This is a genomic window from Fulvivirga sedimenti (assembly GCF_020328055.1).
Map to the genome: position 1 here is coordinate 98852 of NZ_JAIXNE010000007.1, position 16044 is coordinate 114895.

The 16044-nt window shown below is 46.8% G+C and carries 14 protein-coding genes; 7 read left to right on the forward strand and 7 right to left on the reverse strand.

Annotated elements, in window-relative coordinates:
- Nucleotides 1-3: 3 nt before the first annotated feature.
- The 3 genes from LDX50_RS28230 to LDX50_RS28240 form a co-directional block, all read right to left on the reverse strand.
- Entirely contained in the window at nt 4-636 is a 633-nt protein-coding gene (locus tag LDX50_RS28230) for a DUF4159 domain-containing protein (RefSeq protein WP_225699655.1), read from the reverse strand.
- A gap of 64 nt (nt 637-700) precedes the next feature.
- Nucleotides 701-2014, reverse strand: a complete 1314-nt coding sequence (locus LDX50_RS28235) for a TldD/PmbA family protein (protein WP_225699656.1) — start codon at nt 2012-2014, stop codon at nt 701-703.
- 28 nt (nt 2015-2042) lie between these two features.
- On the reverse strand, nt 2043-3680 hold the full coding sequence (locus LDX50_RS28240) for a TldD/PmbA family protein (RefSeq protein ID WP_225699657.1): 1638 nt from the start codon (nt 3678-3680) through the stop codon (nt 2043-2045).
- A gap of 205 nt (nt 3681-3885) precedes the next feature.
- Here LDX50_RS28240 and LDX50_RS28245 point away from each other — a divergent pair, with 205 nt between their 5' ends.
- Complete coding sequence (locus LDX50_RS28245) at nt 3886-5412, forward strand: TolB family protein (protein WP_225699658.1); 1527 nt, start codon at nt 3886-3888, stop codon at nt 5410-5412.
- On the opposite strand, the gene LDX50_RS28250 is transcribed toward LDX50_RS28245, so the two are convergent.
- Nucleotides 5409-6623: an amidohydrolase family protein gene (locus tag LDX50_RS28250; protein ID WP_225699659.1), complete on the reverse strand. Its 1215-nt coding sequence runs from the start codon at nt 6621-6623 to the stop codon at nt 5409-5411. The genes LDX50_RS28245 and LDX50_RS28250 overlap by 4 nt on opposite strands.
- Nucleotides 6613-7905, reverse strand: coding sequence for an amidohydrolase family protein (locus LDX50_RS28255; protein ID WP_225699660.1), 1293 nt, complete (start codon nt 7903-7905; stop codon nt 6613-6615). Before LDX50_RS28255 ends, LDX50_RS28250 begins: the two co-directional genes overlap by 11 nt.
- A gap of 104 nt (nt 7906-8009) precedes the next feature.
- Here LDX50_RS28255 and LDX50_RS28260 point away from each other — a divergent pair, with 104 nt between their 5' ends.
- Together LDX50_RS28260 and LDX50_RS28265 are read left to right on the forward strand one after the other, a co-directional pair.
- Complete coding sequence (locus LDX50_RS28260) at nt 8010-9488, forward strand: DUF5687 family protein (RefSeq protein ID WP_225699661.1); 1479 nt, start codon at nt 8010-8012, stop codon at nt 9486-9488.
- 5 nt (nt 9489-9493) lie between these two features.
- Nucleotides 9494-10204, forward strand: coding sequence for an ABC transporter ATP-binding protein (locus LDX50_RS28265; protein ID WP_225699662.1), 711 nt, complete (start codon nt 9494-9496; stop codon nt 10202-10204).
- Nucleotides 10205-10210: 6 nt separating this feature from the next.
- On the opposite strand, the gene LDX50_RS28270 is transcribed toward LDX50_RS28265, so the two are convergent.
- A complete protein-coding gene (locus LDX50_RS28270) occupies nt 10211-11581 on the reverse strand; it encodes an OprD family outer membrane porin (RefSeq protein WP_225699663.1) in 1371 nt (456 codons plus the stop codon).
- Nucleotides 11559-12608, reverse strand: a complete 1050-nt coding sequence (locus tag LDX50_RS28275; protein ID WP_225699664.1) for a c-type cytochrome — start codon at nt 12606-12608, stop codon at nt 11559-11561. The genes LDX50_RS28270 and LDX50_RS28275 overlap by 23 nt, the downstream gene beginning before the upstream one ends.
- Before the next feature lie 135 nt (nt 12609-12743).
- Here LDX50_RS28275 and LDX50_RS28280 point away from each other — a divergent pair, with 135 nt between their 5' ends.
- Genes LDX50_RS28280 through LDX50_RS28295 form a run of 4 tightly spaced genes read left to right on the forward strand, consistent with a single transcriptional unit; the run spans nt 12744 to nt 16024 of the window.
- Entirely contained in the window at nt 12744-13124 is a 381-nt protein-coding gene (locus LDX50_RS28280) for a hypothetical protein (RefSeq protein WP_225699665.1), read from the forward strand.
- Nucleotides 13124-14836, forward strand: coding sequence for a tetratricopeptide repeat-containing sensor histidine kinase (locus tag LDX50_RS28285; protein WP_225699666.1), 1713 nt, complete (start codon nt 13124-13126; stop codon nt 14834-14836). Before LDX50_RS28280 ends, LDX50_RS28285 begins: the two co-directional genes overlap by 1 nt.
- The gene (locus tag LDX50_RS28290; RefSeq protein ID WP_225699667.1) at nt 14833-15459 is read left to right on the forward strand and encodes a response regulator; all 627 of its coding nucleotides are present in this window, start codon (nt 14833-14835) and stop codon (nt 15457-15459) included. The genes LDX50_RS28285 and LDX50_RS28290 overlap by 4 nt, the downstream gene beginning before the upstream one ends.
- Before the next feature lie 58 nt (nt 15460-15517).
- Nucleotides 15518-16024: a hypothetical protein gene (locus LDX50_RS28295; RefSeq protein ID WP_225699668.1), complete on the forward strand. Its 507-nt coding sequence runs from the start codon at nt 15518-15520 to the stop codon at nt 16022-16024.
- The last annotated feature ends 20 nt before the right edge of the window (nt 16025-16044 follow it).

Sequence of the window (16044 nt, forward strand, 5' to 3'; positions counted from 1 at the left end):
TGTCTATGAGGTTAGTGCATACATTACAATATTGACGGCAAACCGGGTGTTGTCAATTTTATACCATCGCTTATTTCTGAAATCATAGTCCCATTCACAGCCATAGTCCTTGTTGCTGTAGAGTACACCGATCCTGTCCCGGAACTGGATTGCTTTAAGGTAGTCATGAACCAGGTCGTCTCCCCAGCCATTCAATTCCTGCGAGGTGGTGGGTGGTCCATCCTCAAACCGGAAAAATGACGTGTAGATGGCATGATTGTTTGGAATTTTCACCAGCGCATCCGCACCAAATATTTCCGCCATCTGCCTTTCAAAAGACTTTGCAAACAACCCGTCGATATCATGGTTGCAATCATCAACGAAGATAAACCCGCCGTTTCGAACATACTTTTCGAAGTTTTCCTTTTCACGATCGGTAAACTGGACCAGTTTATGACCGGAGAGGTAGCAGAACGGACAGTTGAAAAGTTTTTCGCTGGCCAGTGGAATGATGTTTTCCCGCGTATCAACAGGCAGGGTGGTATATTCCACCAGTGAGTTCAGAAGATTGGACGGCATCCGCTGATCCACATCCCAATCCCCGGATTCATACTGGAGCCGGGTAAAAAAGAACTTATCGCCTTGTGCGTTTAACATGTCTTTCTAAAAAAAACTGGTTATCCCGTTTCCGGAATAACCAGTCAGCAGTTTATTTAGTTTATCAGACCGCGTCTGAGAGACTGGTGAACGTGAAATCCCGCACCTTGAGGTAAGGAATCAGGTTCCCGCCTACACGCTGCTGCTGCCCGAGAGTTTCGAGGTTGTTCAGCATGATAATCGGACTTTCATTAAACCTGAAGTTCTTCACAGGGTGTTTGATTTTACCATTCTCAATGTAGAATGTGCCGTCACGCGTAAGACCAGTATATAGCAGCGTTTGCGGGTCTACCGAACGGATATACCAGAACCGGGTAACCAGAATACCCCGACGGGTATCTTTGATCAGGTCTTCAAGAGAAGCGTCGCCGCCCACCATGATCCCATTGGCCGGGAACGGAACGGGATCTACGCCTTTTTCCTGGGCCCAGTAGCGGGAATAAGCCAGGTTTTTTACCACGCCGTTTTCGATCCAGTTCATTTTTTTCAGCGGCTGGCCCTGACCATTCCATGTAGGCGCAGGTACATCCGGATGAAGAGGATCTGAATAAAGGGTGACGCGTTCGTCAACGATCTTTTCTCCGAGCTTGGTTCCCCCGTCTTTCGACATAAAGCTGCGTCCCTCGTCAGCCGTTCTGGCATCAAAGGCACCAACCATGTTTCCGATAAGGGATGCTGCCGCTGCGGGTTCCATAATCACGGTATATTTTCCCGGTTCGATGGCCTTGGCATTTCTTGACATCAGTGCCTTGTCAATCGCAATTTTTGAAGCCTCAGAGGCATCGAATTTATCGATATCATTTACGTCCCGGGTTACCCAGCCAGATCCGGTACCGTCATTAGAACGCATGGTTACGGTAAAGTCGGCATTGGTTGACTGGTTGTAGGCAAAAAGTCCCTTTGAATTCATCATGGAAGAAAATCCGGATGAATCATCAAGGAAACCTGCAGCTGTTACATCTTTAGCCGCTGCTGGTTCGATACTGCTGGCAGCAACGCCTGCGCGGTATTCAGGGGTGATATTTGCTGTAGAACTTGCGAAGGTTTTCGATTCGTCATAGTTCTGCGGTCCCAGGGGTTCCATAAATTCAGGGTTCTCCGGAGAGAGCTGCGCGAGTTCTTCAGAACGCCGCACTACTTTTTCCAGGGATGCATCGTCGAACTCGTCAATCGTTGCTGTTCCAACGCGTTTCCCAAAACTTGAAGTTACTGAGAGGTTTTGATTGGAGCGGTAGCCCGATGTTGAAACGGTATTTCGCGCATAACGAATATTTCCGCTTTCACTTCCACCCAGATTGACCTCACACGAATCTGCCTTCGAAAAGCTCAGGGCCTTCTCCAGGATTTGTCGTGCTTCTTCTTTCGTATATATAGCCATTTGTATTTCTTTTAAGTCTGAATGATGATTAAATAGTTCTTCCGGTATTGATCACGTTCACGCCATCAAAGCGGCTGGTCGAACTGCCGTGCGAAACGGCACTTATCTGTGAGGGCTGGCCCTTTCCGTCAAAGAATGAACCGAACATACGATAATCGCTTTCATCACAGATCTTTGAACAGGAATTCCAGAACTCCTGTGTATTAGACTGATATGCCACATCATTCAGCATGCCTTTTATTTCGCCGTTTCGAATCTCATAGAATACTGTACCACCAAACTGGAAATTGTAGCGTTGCTGGTCAATCGAGTAGGACCCGCGACCGGCAATGAAAATTCCCTTTTCAACGTCCCTGATCATGTCTTTTGCCGAATATTTTTCCTTACCCGGCTCCAGCGAAACATTCGGCATACGCTGAAACTGTACGTCGTTCCAGCTTTGCGAATAGCAGCAGCCGTGCGATTCATTCTGTCCGATCATATGTACCTGGTCTCGTATGGCCTGGTAATTCACCAGGATCCCGTTTCTAACCAGATCCCATTTTTTACATTTAACACCCTCATCATCGTACCCTACGGCACCCAGTGAATAGGGCTGGGTTTTATCGGCCACCAGGTTCACCTGCTCACTTCCGTAATTGAAGTTTCCGCTTTCCAGTTTATCCAGTGTGGCGAAGCTGGTACCTGCATAATTGGCTTCATAACCAAGCACACGGTCCAGTTCCAGGGGATGTCCCACAGATTCATGAATTGTTAATCCCAGATGATTAGGTTCCAGGACCATATCATATTTACCCGGTTCTACGGACTTTGCTGAAAGCATTTCGCGTGCCTGTTCAGCGGCAACCTTTGCATCTTCCACAATATCATAGCTGTTGCGGTAGAAGATCAGACCGTTCGGACCTTCCAGTTTTTCTGAGGCAAGTCCGTCCATGTATTCAAAGCCCATTCCCATCGGGGCACTCAGTGCCTGACGCGATTTGAACTTGCCCTGAGCGCGGTCGATGGCAGTAACGCCGAATGTAGGCCAGATGCGGTGAATATCCTGATCGATATAACTGCCTTCGGTGGAGGCAAAATATTTTTGCTCATTAACCATGAATAATGCGGAATTCACGAAACTCGCGCCATTTTCCATCGCGGCCGCGTTAGCAGAGAGGAGCAAGTCTACCTTCTCTGAAACGGGAATATCTTTAAAATCTTTTTTCACCGGTGTTTTCCAGCTCACTTCACCGTACGATTCCACAGGTGCGAGCTTAACCGGTTCCTTCTGAATTTTTGCATTTGCCTTGGCAATGGCAACGGCCTGGGTGGTAGCTTTTTTAATACCATCGTTGCTCACGTCATTGGTGGAGGCAAAACCCCAGGTGCCATTGGCGATTACACGTATTCCAATACCAAAGGATTCAGTGTTCACTACATTCTGCACCTTATCCTCGCGGGTGAACACATATTGATTCAGATAGCGGCCAATCCGGGCGTCGGCATAGGACGCGCCCATCGAGCGGGCTGTATTCAGCGCTATGTCCGCCAGTTCCTTTTTTATCGCGACATCCAATCCCGGACTGGACAGTGCTTCTGCTGGTATCGATCTGCCAAATACAGGTGGCATCATCATCGCACCGGCGCCAAGTCCAGCCAGCTGAACGAAATCTCTTCTTTTCAAAATATCCTCCTTTTTTAAAGTTTCTGATTATGCCGCATTAACGGCAGAGTTAAATTGCCCCAACAAGTTGTAAAATAAAATTCAATTTATGTAAATGGTAATTATTTAAGGTAACCGTCATCAAATCAAAATACAATATCATTTCAAAATTCCCCTGTGGATCAATGATGTTTTCACTATATTCAGTTAACCAAGAAGAGCCATTATGAATTTCAATAAACTTCACTTTACTAAACTGTTCATATTTCTGATGTTCGTTTCAATTCACTCTTACGCACAGGATAAAGACTATGGTATTTTTGAGAGCAGCACCGATGTCGGTGCCGTAAAGAATGCAGGTTCTGTGGTATATGATTCAGAGAATCAGAGTTATACCATTTCGGGGTCAGGGACCAACATGTGGGGCGAAAAAGATGAATTCCGCTACTTATGGACAACGCTTCAGGGTGATTTCATACTTCGGGCTGAAATGCATTTTATCGGTGAAGGTGTCGATCCGCACCGAAAGATTGGCTGGACGGTACGCAATACCCTGAGTTCCGGGTCAGCCATGGTGAATGCGGCGGTGCATGGCGACGGACTTACTTCCCTTCAGTACAGAAAAACGGCAGACGCTGAAACCCTTGAAGTTAAATCGACCGATACGGCACCCGATATCATTCAGCTGTCCAGAATAGGAGGTACGTATTACATGAGCACAGCCAGGAAGGGTGAATCATTTACAACGGTAGAGCTTACAGATATTTCCCTGCGAAATGAGGTATTTGCCGGGATATATGTTTGTTCCCACAATCCGGATGTTACCGAGCACGCTGTTTTTAAGAATGTACGTATCATCAAGCCGGCTCCGGCAGACCTGGTTCCATATCGAAATTATCTTGGAAGCCGGATGGAAGTACTGGACATCGAATCAGGAACAAGAAAAGTGCTTTTTGAATCTGAACATTCGCTGCAGGCTCCGAACTGGACGCCCGACGGAAAGAACCTGATCTATAATTCCAATGGCTACCTTTACCGTTATTACTTTGAGAATGGTGAAGTGGAGTATCTCAATACCGGTTTTGCAACCAGTAATAACAACGATCATGTCCTCTCTTTCGACGGAGAAATGCTGGGAATAAGTCATCACAATGCCGCTGATGACAACGCGTCTACCATTTATCTGATGCCTTCCACAGGCAGTGATAATCCGCGGCAGGTTAGTATGTCAGGCCAGGGGGCGAGCTATCTGCATGGCATATCTCCGGACAAGAAAACAGTTATTTTTACAGGAAACCGCAAGGGGAAATACGATATCTATGCCGCTGATACAGAAACCATGGAGGAGACCCAGCTTACCGATACACCCGGGCTCGATGATGGTTCCGAGTTCTCCGGTGATGGCAGGTATATCTATTTTAATTCAGACAGAACCGGTACGATGCAGTTATGGAGAATGAATGCCGACGGGTCGGAACCTACACAGCTCACCTTCGACGAAAACTTCAATGACTGGTTTCCCCACGTCTCGCCCGATGGGAAGTGGATCGTGTTTTTAAGCTTCGGGACCGATGTGCGATCGGATGACCACCCGTTTTACAAGCATGTAACTCTACGGTTGATGCCGGTTGAGGGTGGTACACCACGGATCATTGCATACGTTTATGGGGGGCAGGGTACGATTAACGTACCCAGCTGGTCACCCGACAGCAGGAAGATCGCTTTCGTCAGTAATTCAGGGCGCTTCTACTAGTCACATGACTCCTTTTCTACCTTTCCGTTGATCAGTACCTGGCAAACTTTTGTCTGGTATTCGAACGGGTCACCATTGTACAGAACGAGGTCTGCATCCTTACCGCGTTCGATGGTGCCCACGCGATCTGATATCCCAAGAAGTTGGGCAGGGTAATACGTGATCGATTTAAGTCCTTCTTCGTAAGGCAACCCATTGGCAACCGCCTGTGCGGCTTCAAACAGGATTATTCGTGTCTTGGGAACATAGGCCTCAAAACCACTCTTGATGGAAAAAGGAATGCCTGCCTTATTCAGAATAGCTGCAGATTCCATGGTCATATTTTCACGCGATCCGGTAGACCTTGCCATGGTAGGATGGAGGACTACCTGTGCGCCTGATTCCTTTATCTCATCGATGAGCAGGTAGCCTTCTGCAACCTCATCCAGCACCAGGTCGATGTCAAATTCCCTGGCCAGCCGGATTGCGGCGAGGATATCTGTTTGCGTATTTACTGTGATGAGTGCCTTGGTCTCCTTGTTGAGTAAACGCGTAAGTGCATCCATCTGGAGGTCCTTCGGTGGATCATTCTTGTCATTGTCATCGGCCATCTTCTCGCGGTATTCTCCGGCAGCGATTAGTTTGGTTCGGATCATGGCAATCAGCTTCGAAGATGTTCCGGGCGAGGTAAAATTACTGCTAACCGACGGATCAAATGTCATGGCCAGCATGGTTTCAGGGTCGATAATGGCACTTTCATCAAAGTCACGCACTGTTTTGACCGTCATCATTTGACCGCTGATGATCGCTCCCGGACCGTGCCCGGTATGCAGGGTGGTAACACCCCAGTCACGGACATAACCCACCAGTTCTTCCTGTGAATTATAGGCATCGATCGCTCGTAATTCGGGTTGAATAGGGGAACTCGTCTCCAGCTGGTCCTGATCATGGGGCTGGTTCATATATCCGGAAAGACCTACGGCAGAATGTGCATCGATCAGGCCGGGTGTAACAACTTTGGCGGTCAAAACCTGATAGTCTTTCGGGATGCGGACACTGCCTTCTTTTCCAACCCGCTCGATTTTGCCGTCCTTAACCAGGACAACACCGTTTTCGATCATCGGACCGTCCAGTGTATATACTTTTTCGGCGGTTATGGCGATCTGTGAAATGCCGGATAATGGAAAAAGCAGGAGTATAATTAGTTTGATGAGTTTCATATTATTCAGCATGGATGTGGAGGGTTGAACGATAAACTTTGTATCCGCCTGTGGCGAATGCGTGATCTTCGGGTTGTGAACGGTCAAATACCTGCTGACCTTCCACCCAGGTCTGTTCCACGTGGGTATACACGCTGAACGGATCACCGTTAAGGATGATGAAGTCGGCATCCTTGCCCTTCTCCAATGAGCCCAGTTGATCATCAAGTTCCAGCATTTCTGCGCCTGCCAGTGTAAGGGCCTTCAAAGCCGCTTCACGTGACATTCCTTCGCGTACTCCAACGGCAGCTGATCTGATAAAGAATCGTGAATCGGTAATACCATCGTCTGTATGAAATCCAACCATAGCTCCCGCTTGCTCCAGCCGCGCACCGTTGGTGTTTCGCAGATCCATGGCTTCCAGTTTTCCGCCGGGAGAATCAATAACAATAATGGAAGCAGGAACTCCGGCAGCGGCAATTTCATCCGCCACCTTCCACGCCTCACTCACGTGATGCAGAACCACCTTGAATCCGAATTCCTGGGACAGGCGGATGGCAGTAAGCACATCGTCATGCCGGTGGGTATGAAAATGAACAATTCGTTTGCCGTCAAGTATTTCCACCAGACCTTCCATTTGAAGGTCCCTGGGAGGTGCCTGTTTCGAGGTGTCAGAGGCCGCTTCCTCCACTTTCTTTTTGTATTCCTGTGCTTTGGTATACAGGGTGCGTGCCATGGCGGCCGACTTTGCACGGGTACCGGGGAAATTAGGCGTACCGTTGATCGGATTTGTACCATTGGCCATCTTCATGCCCCCGCATATATCATTGAGCGGGTCGCTGCAGAAGAGCAGATCTTCAATTTTTCTGGCACCTTTACGAAGTTTGAGATATACGGTTTGTCCGCTCATCAGGTGTCCGGAACCCGGCATGACATTCAGCGTCGTGATGCCACCGGCAAGCGCTCTTTTAAACCCGTCACTGGTGGGGTCCAGTGCATCCAGCACGCGCACTTCAGGATTGAGTGCCGCCGACCTGTCACCTCCTGAAGGTCCGCCGAGGTGGGAGTGTGTGTCGACCAGACCAGGCATGATCACCTTTCCACTGGCATCGACCGTTGTGGCATCCGACGGGATATTCACACTGGCGCCTACTTCGAGTATTCTTCCATTTTGAATGAGTAATGTGCCCTTTTCAATTTCAGCTCCCTCGATGGGTATGATGTGGGCATTAGTAAAAGCGATTGGTTTTTCCTGTGCCATCAGCACAGAACTAAAGATAAGTGAGACCAGAAGTCCCCTGAAGAGTTGATTCATATTGGTTTAGGTTTAGTCGGTCAAAATAAGAATTTTATCCATGAGACCAAGAATAATTTTCACGTGCACCGCCTGAATTTAATTCCTGTTGTATATTTAATGGAATGATCAGGGAATTCATACGCCACCAGTGGCTGCAGTTCAGACGCTCACCGTCTTTCGGGCGGGAGATGGGTATGACCGCACTCGTCATCTTCGTGGGAGCCATGATTACCTTCTCCCTGCTGATCCTTGCTATAACTCTACCCAAGCTGATAACCAGCATTCCTACGCAAAAGGATCCCGTTTCGCTGCTGAATGAGATGGTTATTTATTATTTCCTCCTGGATGCCGTCATGCGTTATTTAATTCAAAAGGTTCCGGCGCTGGATGTTCAGCCCTACCTTTGCCTGCCGGTGAAGCGCAAGACAATTGCCGGCTATCTCCTTGGCAGGTCGTTGTTCAGCCTGTTTAATATTTATCCTGTTATGCTGCTGCTGCCGGTAACCCTGCAATTCCTGGCACCCCGGTATGGGACCATGAATGCCGTTATCTGGCTTGCAAGTATTTCACTGTTTTCTCTGTGTATTCATTTTCTGAATATACTTTTCAAAAAAAAGTATGACAGTACGCCCTGGGTGTGGATAATTCTGGTGGTGATTGCTTCATCGAACTATGCACTGAATTATTTCTACGGATATAGTTTTTTGGAACCACTGGGCGCCGCGATGGAATCAATTCTTGTATCGCCATACCTGATATTCATTCCTGTACTTGGATTTTTGCTTCTTCTTTACGCGACGTATAAATTTCTCGGCAACCACCTCTACCTGGAAGAACTGGTTCAGAAAAGTGATGACCACCTTGAATCCTATTCCGCGAGTTTTGGTTTTCTAAATCGCGGAACCCTTTCCAATGTGCTCATACTTCAGGAAATAAGGCTCATCCTGCGTCATAAACGCACGAGATCTGTTCTCCTTCTTTCATTGATTTTTGTGGGGTACGGACTGCTCTTTTTTGGAAATGAAGCTTATCAGGATTCAAAAGGGTTCTTTGTTTTTATCGGTGTTTTCATGAGCGCACTGTTCACCATTAACTATGGTCAGTTTTTCTGGGGATGGAATACCAATCAGCTTGATTTTTATTTCACGCGTCCAATTTCGCTCAGGACCTGGATCTCTTCCCGATACCGTCTGCTCGTGATTTCGAGTATACTGTCTACGGTACTTTGCATACCCTATGTCTATTTTGGCTGGGATATTCTATTGCTGATGATCTGTGGATGCCTCTTTAACATAGGGGTCAATATCCCTGTAATGATACGCCTGTCGATGTGGAGTCCGAAAGCGATCGACCTTAACCGGTCATCGTTTATGAATTACCAGGGCACCGGGGTAGCTCAGTGGCTAATGGCAATACCGATGCTGGTTGGTCCGTACCTCATTTTCCTTCCTGTAAACTATTTCGGGGGCTTTGTGCCTGGAATTCTTGCGTTGGGAATTGTCGGACTGATCGGATGCCTGTTCCGGAACCAGGTAATTACACGGCTCACAAACCGCCTGAGAGTATTGAAGTATAAATTTATCAGAGACCTAACCTTGTAAAAATAATGATATCAATTTCAGAGCTGAAAAAATCCTATCGGGGTGCGGTGGCGGTTGATATAACACAGCTGGACATACCGGCAGGTGAATCCTTCGGGCTGGTGGGAAATAACGGGGCGGGTAAAACAACCTTGTTCCGGATTATTCTTGACCTGATCCGGCCTGATTCCGGCATTGTAATGATTGAGGGTGCGAACGTTCGGACTTCGGAAGAATGGAAGAAGCATACCGGTTCTTTTATTGATGAGAAGTTCCTGATTGATTATCTGACACCTGAGGAATATTTTGGATTTCTGGCAAAGATTTATGGTCTCACCGATCAGGACCTTCAGGTGCACCTGTCGAAATTTGAAGTTCTTTTTAATAATGAGATCCTGGGCAAGAGAAAATATATCCGTGACCTGTCGAAGGGAAATAAAAAAAAGGTGGGCATAGCTGCCGCGTTCATTGGTAACCCCGCCATAGTGATGCTCGATGAGCCATTTGAAAATCTTGATCCCACATCGCAGATCCATTTGAAAAGGATCATACATGAATCAAGATCAGAAAAGACCTTCCTTATATCCAGTCACGACCTTAATCATGTGACCGATATCTGTACCCGAATTGTATTGCTGGAGAAAGGGAAGGTGCTTCTTGATGAGCAGGTAAATGAACAAACCTTGTTCAAACTAAACGATTACTTCTCGGGGAATGTAAATTCTGAAGCAACGTGATCGCGGTTATTTTTTAAAACGGTAATTCAGCACGAGGCTAAAGTGCCACATGTCCACCTTGTTCAGGTAGATCGCCGGATTCTCAGGAACATTTGATCGGGCGGCTTTGTAGGTGATGAGCAATTCCGGGTATAAGTTTTTAACTTTTTCACTACGATAGCTGAGATCGAGGTTAAAGTGGGTATAATCCGGCATCGCATATTTATTGGCCGCGGCATTTGTTACGTCGGGATTCCAGTGCCTTCCGATGCTGAATTCACTGGTAAGTATATCTTTTTTCAGGCTGAGATCATGACGAACAGCAATAAGAAGTGCATGTGCATCCCGGAGTCCTTCAGATCGTTCCCTCTTCTGAAAGGCGAATAGGAATTCCCGTCCCCATTCGCGTGGGAACAGGAATCGGCCGTTATCGGTAATTCTGTTGTAGGCAATACGCCAGGATGTCTTCTTCCGGGTACTCAGTTCAAACCCCAGCACATTGGCGCTTTTGTCGGTAAAATACTGCAGGTCAGGATTTTCATTTCCCCCGTTGCCCACACGGTCTTCATGAACCCATTCTGCCTGTGCGGTGAATGTGCGATCTTTGATTTTCCAGGTAAAGGCCGGATTCAGGTAGAAGGAATGAAACGTATTATCGATGTGATAATCGACCAGTCTTACGCGAAAATTTGTGGCAGGGCGCCAGTTAACATCACTCATGATCATAAAATCACTTTGGGTATTGTCTTTATACCTGGAAGGCGATCCGTCGGGATTTCGGCCGGCGGGATACTGACCAATGCTTTCGCCGATTCCAAAGAATTTACCCGTTGATCTGGGGCCAATCTCATTGTAAATCCCAATGGTATAGTCCAGCTGAGGAACGGGCTTGTGATAGAAGTATGCACCCTGAACAAAAGTAGGTATCATCCGTCCGTCCTGGCCATTTACAAACGGGGTTTTTGTTTTCATTCTTCCGGCCTTGATATGGCCGTTTTTCCACGAATAAACCCCGTACAATTCTCCAATGATAAAGACACTACGGTCTCCAAGGTCATTAACATCGAAAAGTCCTGATTCATACCGCGAAGGACGTCCGGTAGCTGGATCAGGTACTTCCAGATCCTGTATGTTAAGATTAAAGGAGGTGTAAAGTCCGCCCGCAATTTCGAATCTGTCACGTATATGATAGGCATACCGGATGTATCCTCCTGTTGCCAGTGCCTGGAAATCCTTCAGGCTGTCCTTATTGACGGTCGCCATATAGAATGTCCGCCACTCCCCGGATAAAACCCCATAGGAGCGTACTGAATCCTTTGCCGGACGAACAGATTGAGCGCTCAGCATCACAGGAAGAGCGAGTAGTATAAGCAGGTTACTTATCTTTCTTAAGGCCATATTCCTTTTCGTAATACGCTATGATGGGCGGAAAGGGGCCATATTTATGCTGTTCGGCCGTAAACGGGTCGTCCCACGGACCGTAGGGTGTTGAGACGGGTTTTAATTTCTTATCCGGGAAATCCTGCTCTGCTTCTGGTTTTAATGGTCGGTCGAAACTGTCAATATAAGCTGCCACATGGAATGCTTCCTCGTCCGACAGCCTGGGCGCATCGATAGTTACACCGAGTGGCATATTGCCCTTGATGAACTCTGCCGCGGTTATGATGCGGTTCATGCCTGCACCATGGTTGTAGGAATCGCCGCCCCAGAGCGGCGGGTACAGGTAGCCCTTGGTCGAATCGCTGCCGGCAAGAGCCTGACCCTGCCCGTCGGTTCCGTGGCAGGTAACACATTCCCGCTGATAAATCTCCTGACCGAATGAAAGATCAGCCCTTACGTCGGGAATTCTGATTTTAGCAAATCCCTTATACTGAGCTTCGACATCAGCAGGCACATCTTTGCTGAGCCATTCCATATAGGCCACAATAGCCTCCATTTGGGGAGATTCAACCGAAAGGGCCGTACCATTCATACTTCGTTCCATACATCCGTTGATGCGGTCCTCAATGGTACCCATTGTGCCTTCTCTTCCCCTGAATTGAGGAAACCGATTGGTAACACCCACGAAAGAACCAGCTCCCTTTTTTGTGCCAGCATCGAGGTGACAGTTTTTGCAGGTGAGGTTATTCCCGGCGAATTGTAACTCATGACTCTTTGCCTTTGGGCCCATCCATTTGGGTGTTTCGCTTACGAGCAGGTAACCATACCGTATCTGTTGTCCTTCCTTTCCTTCAGGCAGATCCGATTCAATGGAGGGTAGTGTCCATGATTGTTCGACAGGTTCCGCTTTATACAACCACCCGGCATGATGTACTGCCGACCAGGTGAAAAAAAAGATCAGCGAAATAGCTGCCAGCAGACCGATGATCATTCCTACGGTCCAGCCGGCTAATTGCTGAATAATCTGTTGCATATTGGATTTCATGTTAAGGCAAAGCTAAATGGTACCGGAAGGACTTTAAGTAACTAAAGTTACCCAGAATACCAATAAATACCGAGAAATGGTGATGAAGGAAGGTGACATTTAATGTACCTTGTGGTAAACTAAAAAACCAACATTATGCGCAGAAACTGTATTTACTCCAATCTGACTCCAATACGGCCTGAAATCAACCTCTATGAACTTGGTATCACTTTCTGTCTGAGTGAAGATCGGGAATATGTGGATATCATCGACAAGGAAGAGGTGGTTGACGGTGTTCGTTATGTGAAAGTTATTTATACGACATCCCACTCGAGCAAAAATGAGGTGATGACCGTTAATCATATGGTCACACGTAAGCCGGGGGAAAATGTTGTACGAGTCGATTTTGACGAATTGGTCATACCTGCAGAACAGTACGAACAGGTAGATATTCTGCGGGACAAACTGAAATTTATTACCTTGGCATTAACCAGTAAAGGTAATGACAACGGGAGTGGTTCATCTTATAACCCTTAATGAAACGAAAACTATATCTACTCTTTTTATTAACATGTTTACTGAGTTCGGTCCGGGGGCAGAACAGTCCTCAGGACTCACTCAGTGAACTTTTTAACAAGGCAGCGGGATTCAGGAATGCAGGCGAAATCGACAGTGCCTTGTATTATTTTGACGCTGCAGGACGGGGGCACAGAGCCCTCGGCAACTTTGCAGAGGCCTATCAGGCTTTTTTTGCTGCCTACAGCATTCGGGACAGTATTCCGAATGGTGACCGGGCATTGTCTTTATTGTACCTGGGAAGCGTTGAAGGACTATTGGAGAATTTTCAGAAAAGCGCTGAATATTTCAGTGAGGCAGAAAAAGCTGCCTGGTTGCAGGGTGACTCTGTACGGGTTTGTCAGGCACTGGCCAACCTCGGATCCACACTCACTGATCTGGAGAAATATGATTCAGCTCTATCTGTTCTGAACAGGGCTGAGGAATTGGGGCGTATCAAAGGCATGTATGCCTCGTGGACAGCAAGCCTCATGAATAATATCGGTAATGCTTATATGGGAACGGAGGAATATGAACAGGCACTGCAATATTTCCACCGCGCCTACTCACTTTGGCAGGATAGCGGTGAAAATGATCATGTGGCGCTGGTATTGAATAATATTGGCTATGCTCACTACAATCTCGAACAGCTAGATTCTACGTCATACTATTATTACAAATCTGCCGCCATTGCGCGTGAACGGGATGAGAAGCGCAATCTTTATTTTGTGCTGGATAATTTGGCCGGTCTTTACCTGAAATTGGGAAATATGGATTCGGTCGTGAAATATCAGGATGAATACCAGGAGTTGTATTCCCAGATATACGAAAAGGAAAGTCAGGAAACGATTTCCAACCTGAGAATACAATATGAGACAGAGAAGATGGAGCGGGAGAATATGTTGCAGAAAGTTCAGATTCAGGAGGCAAGAAACCGCCAGCGACTGTTGCTGATAGCCTTGCTGGTGCTGCTCGTTGCCGGACTTGTTACCTATATTCTATACAAAAGGAGAGAAATCCGTCGTGAAAAGGAATTTCGAAAAATAAATGATATTCTGAAAGACCAGGAAATCCGTTCGTTTCATTCGGTTCTGGATGCACAGGAAAAGGAGCGTAAAAGGATTGCCGAAGAATTACATGATAAGCTCGGAAGTACCCTTTCAGCAGCAAAGCTTTACTTTAATAATATTGAGGAACTTGCTGTAAATCATGAGAGTAAAGTAATAAATAAAGGTATGGAGCTGCTGGATATCGCCGTGCAGGATGTGCGGATGATCTCGCATAATATGTTGTCGGGGGTGCTGTCGCAATTCGGGCTGGTTGCAGCCCTGAATGACCTGACTGAAACGATCACCGGAAGTGGTAAGATCAAAATGAAGGTGCTCACACATGGGGTCAATCAGCGCCTGGATCAAAAATCTGAATTGCATGTGTACAGGATCATACAGGAACTGGTGAGCAATGCCCTCAAACATAGCAATGCGACAGAGGTCATTGTTCAGGTTACCCAGCATGACAATGAGATGACCGTGACCGTTGAAGACAATGGCTCCGGTTTCGAGACGGCGCGGGCACCTGAGGGCATGGGGCTTCGTAATGTGATGAACCGCGTAGGTTTGCTGAATGCCAACATTAATATTGATACCGGCAGGGGAAAAGGAACGTTAATTACCATTGATATACCAACATCATGAAACGAATAATCATAGCGGATGACCACCAGGTGGTGATTGACGGACTCAAATCAATCTTTCATAATGAAGATGATATTGAGGTCATTGATGAATGTCATAACGGGAAAGAATTGCTTGCGAAACTGGAGGAAATGGAGCCTGACATGGTTTTGCTTGATATTAATATGCCCGAAATGAATGGTATTGAAGCTTCCCGCGCGATACGCCAGAAGTTTCCTGCTGTAAAGATCCTGATCCTTTCCATGTACGATACACCTGAATTCATACGTAATGTGATCAATGCGGGGGCGTCTGGCTATGTGCTAAAAAATGCCGACAAGAAGACCTTGCTGGGGGCAATTCGAACCGTGGCAAGCGGGGAAGAATTTTTCAGTTCTGAGGTTGTACATAATGTGATGCACTCATTCAAGGGACAGGTGAGTCATCAGGCGGTTGAAATTACTGAACGCGAAAAGGACGTGCTTCGCCTGATTGCCGAAGGCCTCACTACAAATGAAATTGCTGAGAAATTGTTTATCAGTGTCCATACCGTGAACACACACCGTAAAAATTTGCTCAGCAAACTGGATATAAAAAATACCGCCAGCCTGGTAAGATATGCCCTTGATCAGGGCATTGTATAGTCGGTTACTTTCTTGTATGGGAGCGGATTAAGTACTGTAACAACCGATATTTTTGGTTATGAGACAGTTTTTACTTTTTTCGCTGTTCGCATTGGTTTCCCTTAGTTTTAGCGCAAATGCACAGCAAAAGCCGGTTCATCCGGTGAATTTCTACGATTGCATGGGCAAGAACCTCAAATGGGCAGATAGGTATATCCGCTCAGAATTTGGCGTGAAGGCCGAAAAGGAAATTGCAGGAAAAGATACCGTCCGTTTGAACTTCTACAATACGGTAAATGATGTAAAGGTATCCCTGTTCTTCGTGGACGAAGTATGTGAGTATATAGGGTTCAGCGATTATAATCTGGATGATAACAGTCTGAATACCTTTTTTACCCGATGGTGTACCGATGTAACCGAGCACTACAGGTTTATTTCTGATAAAGACGAACGTTATCCGATGTTTGAGGATACTTCCTTCAACATGGTATTCTATATCCCTGAAAATCAACCGGAAAAAGGAGGTCTTCAGTATTTCATGTTCTCCGGGTTTATCCGGGGTGAACGAATTCTCACCATGAATTAGGATTTTGATTTGGGCTGAAT

Coding starts and splice junctions, on each gene's coding strand:
- LDX50_RS28235 (WP_225699656.1), bottom strand. CDS start 2,014: ATGGCTATATATACGAAAGAAGAAGCACGACAAATCCTGGAGAAGGCC.
- LDX50_RS28245 (WP_225699658.1), top strand. CDS start 3,886: ATGAATTTCAATAAACTTCACTTTACTAAACTGTTCATATTTCTGATG.
- LDX50_RS28285 (WP_225699666.1), top strand. CDS start 13,124: ATGAAACGAAAACTATATCTACTCTTTTTATTAACATGTTTACTGAGT.
- LDX50_RS28250 (WP_225699659.1), bottom strand. CDS start 6,623: ATGCTGAATAATATGAAACTCATCAAACTAATTATACTCCTGCTTTTT.
- LDX50_RS28265 (WP_225699662.1), top strand. CDS start 9,494: ATGATATCAATTTCAGAGCTGAAAAAATCCTATCGGGGTGCGGTGGCG.
- LDX50_RS28295 (WP_225699668.1), top strand. CDS start 15,518: ATGAGACAGTTTTTACTTTTTTCGCTGTTCGCATTGGTTTCCCTTAGT.
- LDX50_RS28230 (WP_225699655.1), bottom strand. CDS start 636: ATGTTAAACGCACAAGGCGATAAGTTCTTTTTTACCCGGCTCCAGTAT.
- LDX50_RS28280 (WP_225699665.1), top strand. CDS start 12,744: ATGCGCAGAAACTGTATTTACTCCAATCTGACTCCAATACGGCCTGAA.
- LDX50_RS28270 (WP_225699663.1), bottom strand. CDS start 11,581: ATGGCCTTAAGAAAGATAAGTAACCTGCTTATACTACTCGCTCTTCCT.
- LDX50_RS28260 (WP_225699661.1), top strand. CDS start 8,010: ATGATCAGGGAATTCATACGCCACCAGTGGCTGCAGTTCAGACGCTCA.
- LDX50_RS28290 (WP_225699667.1), top strand. CDS start 14,833: ATGAAACGAATAATCATAGCGGATGACCACCAGGTGGTGATTGACGGA.
- LDX50_RS28255 (WP_225699660.1), bottom strand. CDS start 7,905: ATGAATCAACTCTTCAGGGGACTTCTGGTCTCACTTATCTTTAGTTCT.
- LDX50_RS28275 (WP_225699664.1), bottom strand. CDS start 12,608: ATGAAATCCAATATGCAACAGATTATTCAGCAATTAGCCGGCTGGACC.